Here is a 17,039-nt window from a genome sequence, read left to right on the forward strand (position 1 = left end):
TAAGGAAACTATAATGTATATAGACAAGGATTACTCAAACAAAAAATTTAAATATTAATTTTCAAGCAGGAATATCAGTAATAGCTATAGAAACTAAATAAGTAGTACTCTTCAATCATGAGATTGAAGAGTACAGTTATTGTTATATAGGTATCAGTTGAATCAAAAAACCAAAATGGAACGTATATTATGTATATGATAAAAAGGAGGGGTCTTCAATGATAAAGCGCCATGTGTTAAATAGGTTATTGTTGTTAAGACTTATTCAACTCGCAGGGGTTGTCAACGGTGCTACCCGCCTTCAGAAACTTATCTTCAAAGCAGAATCAATTGGTAGAGATCAGAATATACCTACATTCAACTATAGATTTATACGTTGGCATTATGGACCTTATAGTGAAGAACTTAAAAGTGACCTCAACTTTTTAATTATAAATAAATTGATCATAGCTAAGGATAATGAGTTTACACTTACTCCTTTAGCAAAAGAAAATATGGATAAGGTTGATAATACCTTCGAACAATTAGGTTCTGATGCACTTTTAAGTATGGTCCTGGATAAATATGCTGAAATGAATTTTGATAAACTACTTAGTGAAATTTACAAAGAATACTCCATCGAAACTAATTATGAAACGGGAGATACCGTTTTCCCTGTTATTGACGAAGAAGCTGGAGAGTTGAGCCATGTCTAATAAAACTAAAATGTGGTTCCAAAATTATAAGATTTGGATGCTTCAGCTGTTTGGATTTTCCCTAACAGCTTTAGCATTTTTTTATTTGATCCAATGGGTGAATCCTTTTTTAATAGAAGATAAGTTTGTAATGCGAACAGCTGATAACGTATATCACTATCGAGAGTTTATCTTAAACTTAGTTTTTAGAGTTGTCCCAATCTTAATTCCGATTATAATTGCTACAGCTTCCCTGCTGTTAAATCGATATACTTCTATTTACCTCTCGATATTATTTGAGGATAAAAACATTAAGCGCTTACTTATTTTCTGTAGTAGTTTTTTTATCTTTCATTCATTAGTGATTCTATACACTCCATTAGAAACCTGGAGTGACAAGAATCTTTATTACATTAGCCACTATTTATATTTTTTCCTCGACGCAATACTATCTTTAATTTTACTCTCATATTCAATATATACATGTATCCAAGTGTTTTTTTATGCCCAACCTAGTAAATTAAGTGTATCATTCACTTATAAGATAAACAAAGTAACAACACAAATAACTAAATCACTTTTCCACGTAAAACCACAAAAATATCAATTTAAGGTTGCACAGAATACTGCTCATTTAAAAAAATATATTGCTAACTTTACAAACTTAATTGTGTTAGCTGTTAAATCAAAAGATACAGAAACAATAAGAGATAGTGTGCATAGACTTGGTTATAATATTTGGACATTGATACTCCAAGAGTTGAAAGAGGTAGATTTTGAAGAGAAGAGAAAGATGGTATTTAAGGAGTATAAAAAAGAATTTACTGGATTTGGCACTCTGACTGGTTTCTCCAATACAATTGACGATTCAGACCAGGTAAGAATTACTGATCATACTAATAGGAGAATGGATTCCTTAGTCGGAGAAACTAACGCAACATTTAATCAATTGGAAGAACAAATTGTCCAAGTTTATAAAGATGTATTTGAAACTGCGTTTGCAACAAAAGAATATTTTGCCTGCGACACTATTATCGCTAATTTACAAGAGAAAGGGGTTAAGCAAAGAAGTGCCACACTTAAGATAACAGTGACTTTGGCCCAATTGTTCGAAGTAGCCATTTCTCATAATCATACTGGGTATACCCAGTATTATTGTGAAAAGCTTATTAGTACTCTTGAGAAAATATATATAGATACCGCTTTCGAAGAAAATCCATTAAAAGATTTAGATGCGTATTATATAATAATGAAGTCTGCGATTTATCATAAAAACCATCAAATCTTTAAGTATGTATTAAAGAGCCTTAGAAATGTTTTGGATACAATTAAAGTTACTGCTCAATCAGAAATGGCATATAAAAACATCCTCTATGCGGGAATGTATTGTTTAGACATAAAGAGTATGAAATGTTTTGCAACATTAATAAGATACCTAGTAACTGAAAAGTTTGATCTAGTCGAAGTTAATAATACTATTGCTAAAATAAACTTCTTAGTTACTAAGCAGACTGTACAATTAGAAAATGACATCTTTCTAAATTTCCTAAATGATTCTGCTCAAAATAAAAATGAGGAAAATATATTTAATATTAGTAAGGAAAAAAGATATCTCTTACTTAAGTTTTATATAGTTTTATTCAGTTATTTTAGATTACAAACACACATAAGCTCTGATAGAATTTCTCCTATTTACTCGGAAATGAGTGTTAATTACGAATTTAAGGGAACCATTCCTTTTTACAACATAAGAACGGTCTTGCTAGATTTGGAGGCACACTCAAAAAAATGGAATGAGCTTTTTATAGGACAATGCCAAAACTACTTTATAGATACAGCTACTGAATTAGTAATTTTATCGGAGTTGGATAAATTAGAACAAGATATATTCTTAGAAAATAGCAATTATCTTAAATGCTTGAAAGAAAAGACAAATCCAAGTTGGATCGTCTACACTTAGTTGGACAGTGAAAATGAGGGCTTGTAGAATAAAGCTATCATTTGAAGCAGCGGATCTTTACAATGCCAACACAACGAAGAATGTTTATAGCAGCATTTAAAAAGCAAATGGTGCAGCTCTATGAAAACGCGCGCTGATCATGAGACGAAAGTAGCTATCATCCAGAACAACCGTGATAAATACTCGGTATCAGCAATGTGCGACGTCCTGCAAATCGCAAGAAGTACGTTCTACTATGAAGCGAAAAAACTAACCGAGGAAGATGATGTCACCGAGGCTATAGTGGATGTCTTTCAAAAGAATCGAAAAGCTTATGGGATCGAAAGCTCAAAGTGAAACTCCTGGAACGCGGAATAGTTGTTTCCAGACGTCGAGTCGGTCGGATCATGGGAGCAAGGGCTCGTATCGACGTACACCGTGGCGTAATAAAGCTGCGTGCAATGAAGAGCACACCGCCAATATTCTGAATTGTGAATTCGACCAGTCCGAAGCCAAGTTATTTGTCGTCAGTAATCTGACCTACGTGAAATTCCAGAATCGATGGCATTCATCTACGTTCTGGTCGACTTGTTCAAACGTGATTGCAGCTCCTCATAAGGATGCGGCTTTGATTTCTCGTGCCTTTGCAACCGTCATGGGAGATTTTCGTCAAATTCAGTGGTTTCATACCGACCGCGGCAGTGAGTTTCAAAACCAGAGGATGGACAAGCTTCTGCAAACATTTGAAATTGGTTGATCCTTGAGTATGAAAGGCTGTCCATACGACAACGCCGTGGCTGAAGCCACCTATAAAATCATGAAAACGGAGTTCGTGAACCAGATGACCTTCCAGAGCCTTCGCAATCTGATACTGGAATTATGCGATTACATTAACTGGTTTAACAAGCACCGCATTCATGGGACATTAGGCTATTTAACGCTTATTCTGCTCCAACGAGTATTGGGACGCTACATTTTGAAAGCGTACATCTACTAATGTAATGATCGAACCTGTCCAAATGCGGATCATCGTATCGATCATTAACGTGTTATTACCTAACTTGCTTCTGCTTCTTCTTGCATTTATCCGCGCTCCCTCATCTCACTTGTTATCAAATTTATTAATCATCCATAAATTGATTTTGATTATCAATATCACAGTTCGTGAGGTAGTATAACATCATTAAGTGACATTGGAGTTGTCAAAAAAGTGCAGTTTGAAAACACCCTCATACCGAAATCCCGTTGCTACGCTGCTTGTGACAGCATTCTTTCGCGATAAATAGCTGGGGGCCAGCCCCCAGGATTAGAGGTGTAGATCCGCCGCCTGTTAGTAAACCATGATGTATCTAAAGATGATCGATTGTATATCGGCCATCGAATAGCGCTCCGTGTTGATCTTGTACAGCTTCTCTTTCTTTAGCGTAGCAAAAAAGCTTTCCATCCTTGCGTTATCATAACAACGCCCCGTGCCACTCATGCTTTGAATGGCGCCACGTTTAGCCAGACTCTCCCGGAAAGCATGACTCGTGAATTGGCTGCCACGATCGCTGTGATAAATCATTCCGCGTGCATTTCTTGCTCTGCAGGCGTTCTCAAAAGCTTGAATGCAGAGTTCTTTGCGCATATTGTCGTCCATGGCGAGGCCCACGATCTCTCCGTTGAAACAATCCAGTACCGCGCACAGGTATAGCTTGCCGTCTGAACAAGGGACTTCGGTGATATCCGATAGCCACTTTTGGTTGGATGCTGGGGATTTGAAGTCTCTCTGGAGCAGGTTCTCGCTCTTTTGAGCTGCGGCATCCTCGCGTGTAATGCCGTTTGGATGGCGCTTGGCTTTCTTCAGCAGGCCGTGCTTCTTCATGATTCGGTAGACGGTGCTATAGCTGGTTGTGATCTCTATTTGTGACAGCGCGGCTGTTGTCTTCATGTTCGCCAATAATGTCTTTGATCTTGACCAGAAGAAGTTGCTGCCGCTCCTGTTTGGGCGTGGGCTTCAAGCTACGGTAATAAGCACTTCGCACATCTCCTTGACGGTCCACTGATCCAGTCGTTTATGGATGTACGCATAGAGCTGGCATGCCTTTACCGCTTCCGGTCTTTTGCGAAAAAACCGAGTGCATCCTTGAGAATTTCATTCGCGCGGCGCAACTCGACTATTTCTTTTTCTAATTCGATTTCACGCGCAGTCTTATCGGCAGATGCATAAGCGCGTCCACTCCCGATATGCGCTCCGTCGCCGTGCAGGGTTCTTCGCTTCTCCATTCTCGCAAAGTATAGTAGGCTACGCCTAACTGCTCGGCGGCTTTTTTTGATCCAATCTCATCGCTCAATCTTACTGCTTCTTCTTTGAATGCTTTATCGTATCGATTCATTGTCTCTCTTCCCCTCGTCTGCTTTCATTTTATTTCATACAAGGGGGTTTTTCGACTGCGTTTTTATCGTAGCACTCCACATTGGGGAGCAGGTAACGGACGTTATGCTTTTCATCATCTATTTAGCATTTTACTTACTCAACTAATTGCTTATATGATTAGCAAGGACTTGAACTCTACAGATAGCACCCATGCTGGGCACACGTAAAAAAGTTCACCAGATGAAAATATCTGATGAACCGCTGAATGAATTCACTATTAATGCCCTATTTACTTCCATCAGTCAAACTGTAAAGAGTTGAAGTTGGAGGGTCATCATCTTGTATGGCAATAATTTCTTGTTTTATAATAGTTGGCAATTGATCATTCAGGTAACCTTAAACAGAAAAACACTTCTACATTCACCGATCACTCGCAGTAACCCATACGATGGAGGTAATAAAAGTGAGCAAGAAAATCCTTCTTATTGATGATGAAAAAGGGATTATTGTAATCATGAAAAGGTATTTCGAATCATCCGGTTATGAAGTATTCACTGCTTCTAATGGAATGGAAGCGCTGGATGCAATCCAATGTCAACCGGATCTGATTTTGTTGGATATTAACATGTCAGAAATGGACGGTATTACCCTCTGCCAACGGATCAGGGAATATGTTTCTTGCCCCATCCTGTTCCTGACCGCAAGAGTGGAAAGTCATGATAAAATCATAGGTTTTCGTGCAGGGGCAGACGATTATATTATGAAACCTTTCGATATTGACGAATTAGGTGCAAGAGTCGAGGCGCATTTACGTCGTGAGAGTCGCAAAATTTTGAGACCCACCGTACGTTTCTATGGTGAACTTACCATTAATTATTCCGAAAGAAAGATTACGGTGTCCGACCAGACTATCCCTTTCTCCAAACGAGAATTTGAGATTGTCGAGCTGCTTTCCATAAATGCGGGACAAGTCTTTGACCGGGAACGAATGTATGAGGCCATATGGGGCATCGACGGTGATGGAACGAGTGATACGATCATGGAGCATATCCGAAAAATTCGGACAAAGCTGGCCGCCGTTACTCAGCACAGCTATATTGATACCGTATGGGGGCTTGGCTATAAATGGAACGGATAAACCGGATGAGTTTAAAACAAGCCTTCTTTTGTTTGTCTGCACTGTTTATGTTAACTGCTTTGCTTCTTAGTTTGGCAACTATCTTGGGAATCAGTGAAATAATCGGACATTATGGTCCGTCTTTTGAACTAAAAATCCCTGGGGATCAAGCTGATTCTGCTAATCAGGTGATTCCTGAGCCAGCTTATCCCTTCTGGTATCACCTTGTCAGTCTCTTGCAAATTGCATTGCCTGTTCTTTACGTCATTTCAGGTTTATTTTGTGCCAATTGGCTTTTTTATCGGTTGAAGCTGAAAAGACCGCTTGCCGATCTCCAGAATGGGGCCGAGCGGATCATACATAACGACCTTGATTTTTCGATCTCATCATCTGCAAAAGATGAATTGGGGCAGCTTTGCAATGCTTTTGAGGCGATGCGGATCGAACTTCTGAAGAGCAACAAAGAGTTGTGGCGACAAGCAGAGGAACGGAAGAGACTGAACGCCGCCTTCTCCCATGACCTGCGAAACCCGATTACCGTGATGAAAGGCTCGATTAAACTATTAAAAAAAGAAGCAATCGATCATAAGCTGACAACCGCAGAGTTTAATGACCCCCTCTCCTTACTGGAAGAGTATTCTCACAGAATCGAAGCTTATATTGATACGATGAGCAGCACCCAGAGACTGGAGGAAATCAACTGTAAACCTGCAGAGGTTCAATGGTCAACAATGATCCACGAGCTTACGGACAGCCTTGCTATTCTAAGTCTAGACAAAGAACTTATTGTCCACGATAACAGTAATTTTCAGCGTAGGACCATTCAGATCGATAAATTCATCGTTTACAATGTCGCCGAAAATCTTGTATCCAATGCCATTCGATACGCCCATAGTCAAGTTCATGTAGCTGTCACATGCGATTCTTCCCATTTGATTCTCTCCATACAGGATAACGGGGCAGGTTATCCTCTGCATATTTTAAGAGAAGGACCGAAACCGTTCTCCAGAGGGGAAGATTCATCAACAGCTTCCGTACATTTCGGGATGGGGCTTTATATTTGCCAGCTGCTTTGTGAGAAGCACGGAGGAAGCCTTACGCTGCATAATCAAAATAATGGCGCCCTGGCAACGGCTTCGTTTTCTATTTTGAAACCTTGAGTTTTTTTTGAGATTTACACTTTATACTCTCCTTTAATGAAGGAAAGGAGAGTATAGAGATGAAGATTGAAGCTAACCATTTATCAAAAGTTTACGGCAGCGGCGAGAACAAAGTCGTCGCCCTCGATTCCGTAAACTTAAGCATTTCGTCAGGTGATTTTATTTCTTTGATGGGACCATCAGGCAGCGGAAAAAGCACACTGCTGCATCTGTTAAGCGGATTGGATCAACCGTCTTCCGGGAGTGTGCTCTACGATAATCAGAATATTTACCACACCAGTGACAAAGAGCTATCCTCCTTCCGCCGCCGAAAAATCGGATTTGTATTCCAACAATTTAATCTTCTCCCCGTGTTGACTGCGAGAGAAAATATACTAATGCCCCTTTTGCTGGATAAGCGTCAGCCAAATGAGTCTTATATGCGAGAGATTACCGACTTATTAGGAATCAGTAACCGAATGAACCACTTGCCGCATGAACTTTCCGGAGGACAACAGCAGCGTATTGCGATTGCGCGATCCCTTATTACACAGCCTGACGTTATTTTTGCCGATGAACCTACAGGCAACCTCGACAGTAAAAGCGGTAACGAAGTGATGAGTCTGCTCCATAACATCTGGCGCAACATGCGCAAAACCGTTGTCATTATTACTCATGATATCGAGATTGGACAACTTGCAGAGCGTCGATTTTCCATTACAGACGGCGTCCTTTCGGAGGTGACGCAGCAATGAAGTCCTATCGACTACTCGTATGGAGAGAGCTGACCAACCAGAAAGTCACATCTCTATTAACATTAGCAGCCATTATTCTCTCTACGATGATGACTACGGTGATAGGTCAATCATTAGGCATCTTAAACACGCTTCGCCAAGAACAGGCGTCGGCACTAAATGGAGACCGTTATGCAACGTTTCATCAGCTCACTGAGGACCAGAAAGAGAGGCTTTCCTCTGATTCCAGGCTGTCTTTCGCGGGCAGCTTAATTAATTTGGGTTCTTCGGAAATACCGTCTGCCAAACTCTCCATATGGCTTCGTGAATATGAGGGCGATGCTCTTTCTGTCTATCCCTCCCTCATGCAGCTTGAAGCCGGACGCTTGCCCGACAGTCCTAATGAGATTGCTTTACCTGAAGATGCCTTGCAATTATTGAACTTTCAGGGAGATCTCGGGGACTCCATAACCTTGCCTATTCGTATTTCCCTAATACGCGATGATGATGCCCCTTTAGAATACCAAGCAACCTTTAAACTGACAGGCATTTTGAAAAGCAATTATATCGGGTATGTATCGGGCGGTATGAACAGCATTGTCGGTCAGGGCACATCCGAGCAGCTGCTCCCGCAGAAATATCGCCTCTACTCTACCGATATCCGTATATCTAACCCAAAGCACTTCCAACAAACGGTCAATGACATAGCGGATCAATACCATATTCCTGAGTACCGCATCCAATACAATGATATCCTGTTAACGACGTTGGGAATCGATTACGACAATAAAGATCGAGACAATAGCATCGATAGCGGCTCCGGGTTTCCTTATCTGACTGCGGCAAGCGTTCTGGTAGGTGTTCTTGTACTGCTAGCCTCTGGTCTGGTGATCTTTAATATATTAAAAATAGCGGTGGCCAAACGAATCCGTGAATATGGCACTTTACGTGCGCTAGGAGCTGACCGCAGCACCCTGTATCTCTTGGTCTGCTTGCAATTGGCGGTTCTCTGCATAGCTGGCATTCCTATTGGAATTATATTCGGCATGTTGACTGCCAAAGGCATGACTATCGCGGCTACAGGGTTGTTCACTCCAGAACTATTTCTGACAAGCTCAAGGGAAGAATTAACGGCTTTGATTGCAGAAAACAGCTCAGGACAGATTGCTCCATTGCTCATCAGTATAGTAGTCACCCTACTTTTCGCCTACCTTGCTGCATTGCCGGCTGCAAGATATGCCGCCATGGTTCCACCCACCATCGCAATGTCGGGACGATCCGTTCCTATCAAACGAAGAAATCGCAAGCCACGCCGGATCAGATCCTTCGAAGCCTTCTATGCAAGGATGAACATGGCCCGGAATCGGGGTAGAACGCTCATTACGATTCTCTCCTTATTCATGAGCATCACTGTCTTCGTTGCTCTACAGAGCTTCACTTCTTTGTTGGATACGAGCAGATCTGTTCAGAACATGCACATGGGTGATTACTCCTTGACTAATGAAACGGCAGGATTCTCTTCAGAAATGGTGGGGGAACTCCGCTCCTTGCCTGGTGTTTCCTCAGTATTTACGTTGAAGTACAAGCTGTACATGCCAGACAGTAAAGGACAAACTCCGATCCACACGTCGTTTGCTCTTCAACCGGGTGAAACCCTTCATATTGTCGGCATTGATGAAGGGCGGCTTAAGAAGATTATTCCAACCCTTACCGAAGAAGAACTGCAACAATTACGAGAAGGCAGAGCCTGCCTGATAAAAAATCCTGTTGCAATGAGCTATGGAAGCACTCCATTTACCAGTACCGCTATTGCAAATGGTGAAGATGTAACTGTGAATAATGTTACGTTAAAGGTTTTGGGAGAGAGCGGCGAATCCATTACATTGGACAATGAGGGATTTATAAACGGTGTTCAAATCATTGTTTTGGATAAGGTATACGACAAGATCACAGGAATCAGCGGATATTCCGAACTATATCCAGTCTTGTCCCCTACTGCCGATCGGGAAGCAATTGAACAAGCTATTATTGACTTAAGTGAGGAAACAGGAGGCACCCGTTGGTTGTCTTATCTGGAAACAGACAGACAGCTTGAAGAAAGCTACCAACAGATCAAATGGTTGGCGTGGGGATTCATTCTTTGTATCGGCATAATCGGCATTTTGAACATCATGAATACCGTCTACACGAATATTCATACCCGAATCAAAGAGATTGGCATTCAACGAGCAATCGGCATGAACGAGGCTAGCTTGTACAAAACCTTTCTTTGGGAAGGATCGTACTACGGCATCATCGCTGCTGCAGCCGGTTCTGTTGCAGGGTACGTTTGTACAATGTTCATTAGTGCAGCCGCAACGGAAATATTTAAGCTAGTTCCGGTACCCGTTCTCCCGATTCTGCAAGCTGCCTCCCTTTCCATTGGAGTATGTCTGCTTGCAACCTATATCCCTCTTCGCCAAATCTCAAAGAAAAGCATAGTAGCGTGCATTGACACTATGGAATAGCTTTACCTCAAAGCACCCATCATGAGAACTTCACTCCAGATGGGTGCTTGCACACTGTACTATTATTTTCTATAAATCTCCTATGATACAATAGAGTGGCAAGGGGGATTAACTATTGAGAAAACAAAAAATCGTAATTATTGGTGCAGGAATTGTCGGCGCATCCATGGCCTATCAGTTGGCCAAACAAAATCAAGATGTAACTGTTATTGAACAACACCCCGCCGCAGCGCGAGAAGTCACGGAGAAATCGTTTGCCTGGATCCATACGACGCATAAGGTGGCTCCGGCATACAGGCATTTGTACGATGTGGCTTTGGAACAATATCATTTCCTTCAGCTAGAGCTGCCTGAACTTAAAATCGATTGGAACGGAGCGCTAACTTGGGGAGAATCGACTCTTACGGATCAGCTTCGTGTTCAACAACTGAACCTGAAGCAGCTTGAAGCATTGGAGCCGAATCTGAAGGAATACCCGAGTGAAGCAATGTTTGCCAGCGAAGAAGGTGCGGTGGACCCGATTGAGTTAACAGAGCTGTTGTTGAACAAAGCGCGGGAGCACGGAGCGAAGGTGCAGTTCGGCACCAACGTTACGCATCTTCAGCAGGAAGGTTCCCGTCTGATCGGCGTCCATACGTCCAATGGTTTTCTGGAGTCGAATGTCGTGGTGTTGGCCGCAGGCACTGGCGTAACTGAACTTTGTGAGCCGCTAGGTTTTTCCGTGCCGGTAACTCCGTCCCCTTCCATCCTGATTCGGATGAACACTGCGAATAGGCTGATCCGCAGATTAATCTCAAATGAACAATTTGAAGCGCGTCAACTGACGGATCATACGCTGCTGGCTGCGGAAGATTATATTGACGAATCGGAGGAAAACGGACCAGAGGCAGTTGGCAAGCGAGCGTTCGAGACATTGCGTCGCAGTCTGGAGGGCGGGATGCAATTGCAACTGGAAAGCATCAAGGTTGGGATGAGACCAATGCCTGAAGACGGCTATCCGATTGTAGGCTTTCATGAGCAAGTTGAAGGACTTTATCTGACGGTTATGCATGCTGCGATTACGCTGGCGCCGCTGATTGCGCGCCTAGCTGCAAGTGAAATAATTGACCGAGAGGCAAGAAGCGAATTAGAGCCTTGTCGACTCTCTCGGTTTTAAGTGCCTCTATATAAATAAGCGCCATATTTTCGAGCTCGCTGCAAGCGTGAGCAGAACGTATGGCGCTTTATTCTCTAAACAAACCCTCTTTCATCGTTCTATAAACCTTTATGAGGTCTTGAACAAGGAGTATTGGGTACTCTCAAGTGTCAAAGAGAGAAGACATTAATACAGAAGATTTAAAGAAGGAAAGATATAATACAATTTTCATATTTCACAACACTTGTGCTTATTTCATTTGGCGAAGATATTTTTGAGCGTACTGATGCTCAGATAGTATGTGACAAGGTATGTGGGGCTCACACCTGACATAATGTGATGCGCTGTACGGATGCTAGAAAGAGGCTGAGAAATCCCCCACGCTTTCCCACTCGATTTTGAGTCGCACATGCTATTCGGAAGATAGCAGAAGATAAGTCCAAGAAGAGGAATCTAAAACCCGCGAAAAGCCTTGTAGAATCAAGGTTTTTTGCGGGTTTTTATGTTTTTATCAAGCCCCGCAAGGGCTCGCAGCAATAACCCAAAAAGAAGCCGTTTTTAGAAGATGGAAAGAACTCGGAAAGAACTTTTGATAGAACAGCCCCGCTCCCTACCATTGACAAATGAACGGAGCGAACGCTCCAGGGAGGGTAATAAATATGTCCAAAACAACGGTTATCACCATTGCAAATCAAAAAGGCGGAACAGGAAAAACCACCACTGCCTACAATCTAGCTTTCGCCTTATCTAATGAAGGAAAAAAAGTATTACTGGTCGATTTCGACCCTCAAGGCAATCTGTCGATGTGCTTCGGTATTGAGCAACCGGATCAACTCAAGTTCTCTATGTTCAATATTATGAATGCAATCATGCTTGATGAACAGTTACCAGAAGCTAAGGAGTATATTCACACACGCGGGAATATTGACTTAATTCCGAGCAACATCGAGTTGTCTGTCGCAGAGATCAACTTAAGGGATGAGATGGGTGGCGAGAAAACACTAACCTCCCTACTGGAACCTATGAAATCAAACTACGACTATATCATCATCGACACTAATCCTTCGCTTGGCTTGCTGACAATTAATGCTCTTGCAGCCAGCGACAGCGTGCTGATTCCCGTCAATCCACAACTTTGGTCTGCAACAGGATTAACCCAGTTGCTCAGAATCATTGTAAAAGTCAAAAAGCGTATCAATCCGCGCATCAGCATTGAAGGTATTCTGATGACCATGTGCAACACACGCACCAACTTATATAAAGAAGCTTTTCGCTTGGTCAAAGTCTATTACCGTGAAACCTTCCGTATCTTCGATGTACAAATCCCATTGTCCGTTAAAGTGGGCGAAGCAAACTTCTATAGCCAAAGCATCATACAGTTTGAACCCAAGTCCAAGGTAGCCGCGGCTTATCAGGAACTAGCAAAGGAGTTGATGGATAATGGCTGCTAAGCGTCCTTTTCCCAAGCTCTCCAGCATCGACGAGTTGTTGTTGCTATCAGAGCAGAGCCAGGCTCCTCTTGAACAGAGTGGCGGAATTCAAACTGTACCGATTAACAAAATCAGGATGTATAAAGATCATCCGTTCCGCTTGTATGACGGTGAACGATTGGCTGATATGGTGAGCAGCATCGAAAACAACGGTATTCTTGTCCCTGTGATTTTGAGAAAAGTTGATGTCGATGAGATTGGTTGTGACCACGAAATGCTGGCCGGACATAACCGGATGAATGCAGCACAACTGCTAGGTCTAGAACAACTGCCTGCTATTGTGAAGGAAAATCTCACTAACGAAGAAGCACTCATGTATGTGGTTGAAACCAATGTGTTACAGCGTTCCTTTTCCGATATGTTGCCATCTGAAAAAGCAAAGGTGCTGTCGCTTCGCTACTCTAATATGTTTTCACAGGGGAAACGCAACGACATCATTGAAGAACTTAAAATGCTCGAAAACTCGCAATACAACAATGAAACTGAGACTTCGCCCCTAGTAGGTACGAAGTTGAGAAGCGACGAAAAATTAGGGAAAGAATACGGCCTATCCAAAAATACTGTTGCCCGCTTGCTTCGCATCGACAAGCTCATTCCCCCACTTAAAAATTTATTGGATGAATCGAAGCTCGGACTATATCCTGCGGTCAACCTATCCTATCTCGATGAAACAGAACAGCAAACTATCACTGAGGTACTCTCACAAAACGAGTATAAAGTAGACATGAAAAAGGCCGAACTCCTGCGCCAATACTCAGGCCAATTAACAAATGAGAAAGCAGCTAGAATCTTATCCGGCGAATCGACACGAAAACCGCGTAGCAAGTCACTTCCACCATTTAGATTAAAACAGAAAGTGTATGCCAAATATTTTAATTCTGATACCAAGCCAGCAGAAGTAGAATCCATTATTGATCGAGCACTGGGTTTGTATTTTGCAAAGTACCCACCACTAAGTAACAAGTCAGATAATTAGGAAAAATTATTGGATCAAACAGCAAACTATTTTATACACAAAAAATTAATTTATGATTTTTTTTAGATTCGAAGCTAAAAATACTTTTTCCATTTAATTCAATAATAGTCGGAATAATAAACTCTTTACGAAAGCACATGTACAAATCTAATTTATCCGGTATAAAGTGCCCTAAAAAAGCTTTATACACCATATCAGCCCAAATTAATATAAATTTTATAGTTGTTTGTAATTTGATTGGATTACGCAATGGATTTAGACATGCTGCCCCATTTACATCTATGTGCATTTCTTTCATTGATGAAGCAAAGTGAGTATCCTCTGAGAGTTCTTGGTAAATAGCATAGATATGAGTAGCAGTCACATTATACTCCCCGCTACTCATACCCGTAAATGCACTGTTGTTTAATTCACGCACGTTAGTAGGACCGTTAAATAAAGAATACCACAAAGGATCATATTTATATTTATTCTTTTCTTTAATTGCATTCCACTCAGTATTAATCGCCTTGTACTCTTTACGCTTTAGCATATTTTCCATATTTTTAATGCCCCATTTTAAATCAACCTTTGGGTTAGGTGATTTCAATAACTTTCTGTAAGTTCGTATCTTTGATTTGGCTTCTCCAACTTGATAACACATTGCTCTTCTATATGTATCTTCTTTTAAAATATATAACAATGCAAGGCTACCTTCCAGCATTCTCCTCTGAATTGGTCTACAGCTTTCTTCATTACCAGACGCAATTAAAATAGACATACCATCCATATCAGAAATAATCTTTCTGAACATAAAAAGAATTGTTGATTTAGATAGATCGTCACTTTTTATGGATGCTGCCCAGTTCAAAAAATGAGTTCCGATATTTACAGTCTTATCTATTTTTTCACTCAAAAATTTTAGAGTTTCAATGTAATCAGGATCTCGATTTAAAATGTTACTTATAGGGGAGTTTGAATATTGAAATAAGTTATCCATAACAAATCAACGCCTCTCAATTTATAATGGGATAATATTTAATCAGTGCTACCACAATAGTATGCTATATTTTTATGTTTTTGTAACGGGTATAAGTATTACGAGTAGCATAACTTTTAAAATCATCCCTATCTATCGCTTTAGAAAAAAATATGTTCATAAATAAGCACTAACTTCTTTGAAATAAATTTTTAATGAGAGAAGTATTTTTTCTAACATGTGAAAATGAAAGGGAGGGCAATAGTGATGAATCTGATCTTTAAAGACATTGAGCACGAGCAATTTTACGAGGGCAATCTTCGCATGACCCATAGCCAGAATGACCCGTACCGTCAAGCTTTCTTTTACATTCTTGGACTTACGCCGCAAACCCGCCAGCATATTCGCGGTCTCTACGACTACAAAGAACAAGAGATTCGCTTGGAGGCACTAGGACAAGGCTGGCAAACCAGCACCTCTGTAAAAATGACTCGTCTAGCCTTCAACCTTTACAACGGTTATACCGGAGATGCTGAAACGGGACGTGATCATCCCCGCTATTATAGTCCATATCAACTATTTGACACTGGACTGATGCCTTACTTTTTTGAAGCGATCAAACTTCGTTATGCGGAATACACCCGCTCACTAGAACTACCGTACTTTGCCTTTACCCCAATAGAAACAGATCATCATGCTTCATATGAAAACGAAGTCTGAATCATATAACGCCCGCCTAACCTTAGCCAGAAAGGAGAGCCTGACATAAACCGTTTTCAGCCCTTACGTCACCTGTACGCATCCGCTATTAGTGGTATCACCTCCAGTGGAGATGCCTGGGAACAGTACCTCCACTTTGCAGCTCCCATCTACAAATACTCGTTTGACAACAATCTGCTCATTTATGCGCAGCGCCCGGACGCGACCATGCTGGCTCCCCTTTCACTATGGAATCAGCTAGGCCGTTATGTGAGAAAAGGCGAAAAGAGCATTGCTGTCTGTGATTTTCAGCAAAGTAACCCGACGTTAAGCCATTTATTTGACCTTACCCAAACCATAGGTAAGCAGGTCCCTCCACTCTGGAGTCTGAAAGAGCTTGATCCTGATGAACTTGCTGGGCGGCTGACTTCCTACGATACGCTTAACCTTGCTGAAGCCATCTCACAGCTCGTGCATGACACTGTTTATTCATCGTGGGATGATTGGCTGAAAGACATTGAACATGATATTAACAGCCACTTCTTGGGTAGCATCCCTATGCTTGGACTTGAGCAGCATATGGGTGATCTAATTGAAGCCAGTGTTCGCTATCTGATCCACCGACGCTGTCAGTTACCCGAACCGAATCAAATCGACTTTTCGACGATTACCCATTTCGATACTTTGTCGCTTGCTGCACGCCTGGGATATCAGGTAAACGCTCACGCAAGAAGCCTACTCACGGACATTGCCCGTTACGTAAAAATTATGGAACAGGAAAGGAGTCACGCTCATGAATCATCCCGACAACCCGACGTTGACATATCACGAAGTAGACGGATTATTGTATCCGAACCTGCAAATCTCGAACGAAGCGACAACCGATCAACAGCCTATGGGCAAATTCGGACGGCTAGCTCTAAATTATCTTCGGAATCATCACTCGCAACGCTTTCAGATTCTTCAAATGGAAGGGAACCTGATGATGAAGATGCATCAGGTCGAACAGGAAGCACTGGAACGAATGGAGCAATTGACCGACCAACTGCTTCGCCTTCAGCCGATGCCGCAGACCGACGATACATTGGAACGGACTCGACATTTGAATCAGATCAAAGCGACAGCCCAGGAATTGGTCATCAACGACATCATTCTGAAGCCACGATAATCGAAAAATATTTCCCTTCCCCCACCAAATCCGAGCCGCAATCAAGCGGTTCTTTCGTATTATTAGGTCAGCCAGAATGTTCTGGTTGGCCTTTTTTAATTGGTCGTTATACGATGGCGGTAGCCGGGAGAACGAAGCGGTTTTTGG

The 17,039-nt window shown here is 41.8% G+C and carries 14 protein-coding genes and 1 pseudogene; 12 read left to right on the forward strand and 3 right to left on the reverse strand.

Annotated features, from left to right (window positions below; translation table 11 throughout):
• Positions 1 to 218: 218 nt before the first annotated feature.
• From ACFVTB_RS02880 to ACFVTB_RS02895, 3 genes and pseudogenes are all read left to right on the forward strand, one after another.
• On the forward strand, positions 219 to 695 hold the full coding sequence (locus ACFVTB_RS02880) for a hypothetical protein (RefSeq protein WP_387744820.1): 477 nt from the start codon (positions 219 to 221) through the stop codon (positions 693 to 695).
• Positions 688 to 2,634 carry a hypothetical protein gene (locus tag ACFVTB_RS02885; protein WP_387744823.1) on the forward strand — a complete coding sequence of 649 codons (1,947 nt, stop codon included), beginning with the start codon at positions 688 to 690 and terminating at the stop codon, positions 2,632 to 2,634. Before ACFVTB_RS02880 ends, ACFVTB_RS02885 begins: the two co-directional genes overlap by 8 nt.
• A 661-nt stretch (positions 2,635 to 3,295) precedes the next feature.
• Positions 3,296 to 3,610, forward strand: a pseudogene (locus ACFVTB_RS02895) (IS3 family transposase); the annotation flags it as partial.
• Between the two features lie 333 nt (positions 3,611 to 3,943).
• Here the strand turns inward: ACFVTB_RS02895 and ACFVTB_RS02900 are convergent.
• Positions 3,944 to 4,543 (reverse strand): IS3 family transposase, encoded by a 600-nt coding sequence (locus tag ACFVTB_RS02900; RefSeq protein WP_387744832.1) that lies wholly within the window; start codon positions 4,541 to 4,543, stop codon positions 3,944 to 3,946.
• Between the two features lie 238 nt (positions 4,544 to 4,781).
• Positions 4,782 to 4,988, reverse strand: coding sequence for a transposase (locus ACFVTB_RS02905; protein WP_387744835.1), 207 nt, complete (start codon positions 4,986 to 4,988; stop codon positions 4,782 to 4,784).
• A gap of 444 nt (positions 4,989 to 5,432) precedes the next feature.
• Here ACFVTB_RS02905 and ACFVTB_RS02910 point away from each other — a divergent pair, with 444 nt between their 5' ends.
• From ACFVTB_RS02910 to ACFVTB_RS02940, 7 genes are all read left to right on the forward strand, one after another.
• Positions 5,433 to 6,107, forward strand: a complete 675-nt coding sequence (locus ACFVTB_RS02910; RefSeq protein ID WP_483875108.1) for a response regulator transcription factor — start codon at positions 5,433 to 5,435, stop codon at positions 6,105 to 6,107.
• Positions 6,095 to 7,246 (forward strand): HAMP domain-containing sensor histidine kinase, encoded by a 1,152-nt coding sequence (locus tag ACFVTB_RS02915; RefSeq protein WP_387744841.1) that lies wholly within the window; start codon positions 6,095 to 6,097, stop codon positions 7,244 to 7,246. Before ACFVTB_RS02910 ends, ACFVTB_RS02915 begins: the two co-directional genes overlap by 13 nt.
• Positions 7,247 to 7,305: 59 nt before the next feature.
• The gene (locus ACFVTB_RS02920) at positions 7,306 to 7,980 is read left to right on the forward strand and encodes an ABC transporter ATP-binding protein (protein WP_387744844.1); all 675 of its coding nucleotides are present in this window, start codon (positions 7,306 to 7,308) and stop codon (positions 7,978 to 7,980) included.
• Positions 7,977 to 10,466, forward strand: coding sequence for an ABC transporter permease (locus ACFVTB_RS02925; RefSeq protein ID WP_387744847.1), 2,490 nt, complete (start codon positions 7,977 to 7,979; stop codon positions 10,464 to 10,466). The genes ACFVTB_RS02920 and ACFVTB_RS02925 overlap by 4 nt, the downstream gene beginning before the upstream one ends.
• Before the next feature lie 115 nt (positions 10,467 to 10,581).
• Positions 10,582 to 11,622 (forward strand): NAD(P)/FAD-dependent oxidoreductase, encoded by a 1,041-nt coding sequence (locus ACFVTB_RS02930; protein WP_387744850.1) that lies wholly within the window; start codon positions 10,582 to 10,584, stop codon positions 11,620 to 11,622.
• 638 nt (positions 11,623 to 12,260) lie between these two features.
• Positions 12,261 to 13,052 (forward strand): ParA family protein, encoded by a 792-nt coding sequence (locus ACFVTB_RS02935; protein ID WP_387744853.1) that lies wholly within the window; start codon positions 12,261 to 12,263, stop codon positions 13,050 to 13,052.
• Complete coding sequence (locus tag ACFVTB_RS02940) at positions 13,042 to 14,067, forward strand: ParB N-terminal domain-containing protein (protein WP_387744855.1); 1,026 nt, start codon at positions 13,042 to 13,044, stop codon at positions 14,065 to 14,067. The genes ACFVTB_RS02935 and ACFVTB_RS02940 overlap by 11 nt, the downstream gene beginning before the upstream one ends.
• Before the next feature lie 31 nt (positions 14,068 to 14,098).
• Here ACFVTB_RS02940 and ACFVTB_RS02945 read toward each other — a convergent pair whose 3' ends face one another.
• Positions 14,099 to 15,046: a DUF5677 domain-containing protein gene (locus ACFVTB_RS02945; RefSeq protein ID WP_387744858.1), complete on the reverse strand. Its 948-nt coding sequence runs from the start codon at positions 15,044 to 15,046 to the stop codon at positions 14,099 to 14,101.
• A 246-nt stretch (positions 15,047 to 15,292) separates the two neighbouring features.
• Between ACFVTB_RS02945 and ACFVTB_RS02950 the strand changes: the two genes are divergently transcribed.
• Together ACFVTB_RS02950 and ACFVTB_RS27610 are read left to right on the forward strand one after the other, a co-directional pair.
• Positions 15,293 to 15,745 carry a DUF6075 family protein gene (locus ACFVTB_RS02950; protein WP_387744860.1) on the forward strand — a complete coding sequence of 151 codons (453 nt, stop codon included), beginning with the start codon at positions 15,293 to 15,295 and terminating at the stop codon, positions 15,743 to 15,745.
• Between the two features lie 249 nt (positions 15,746 to 15,994).
• On the forward strand, positions 15,995 to 17,039 hold a 1,045-nt coding region (locus tag ACFVTB_RS27610; RefSeq protein WP_483875109.1), incomplete at its 3' end, for a hypothetical protein.

The organism is Paenibacillus sp. NPDC058071 (assembly GCF_042885235.1).
Lineage (GTDB): Bacteria > Bacillota > Bacilli > Paenibacillales > Paenibacillaceae > Pristimantibacillus.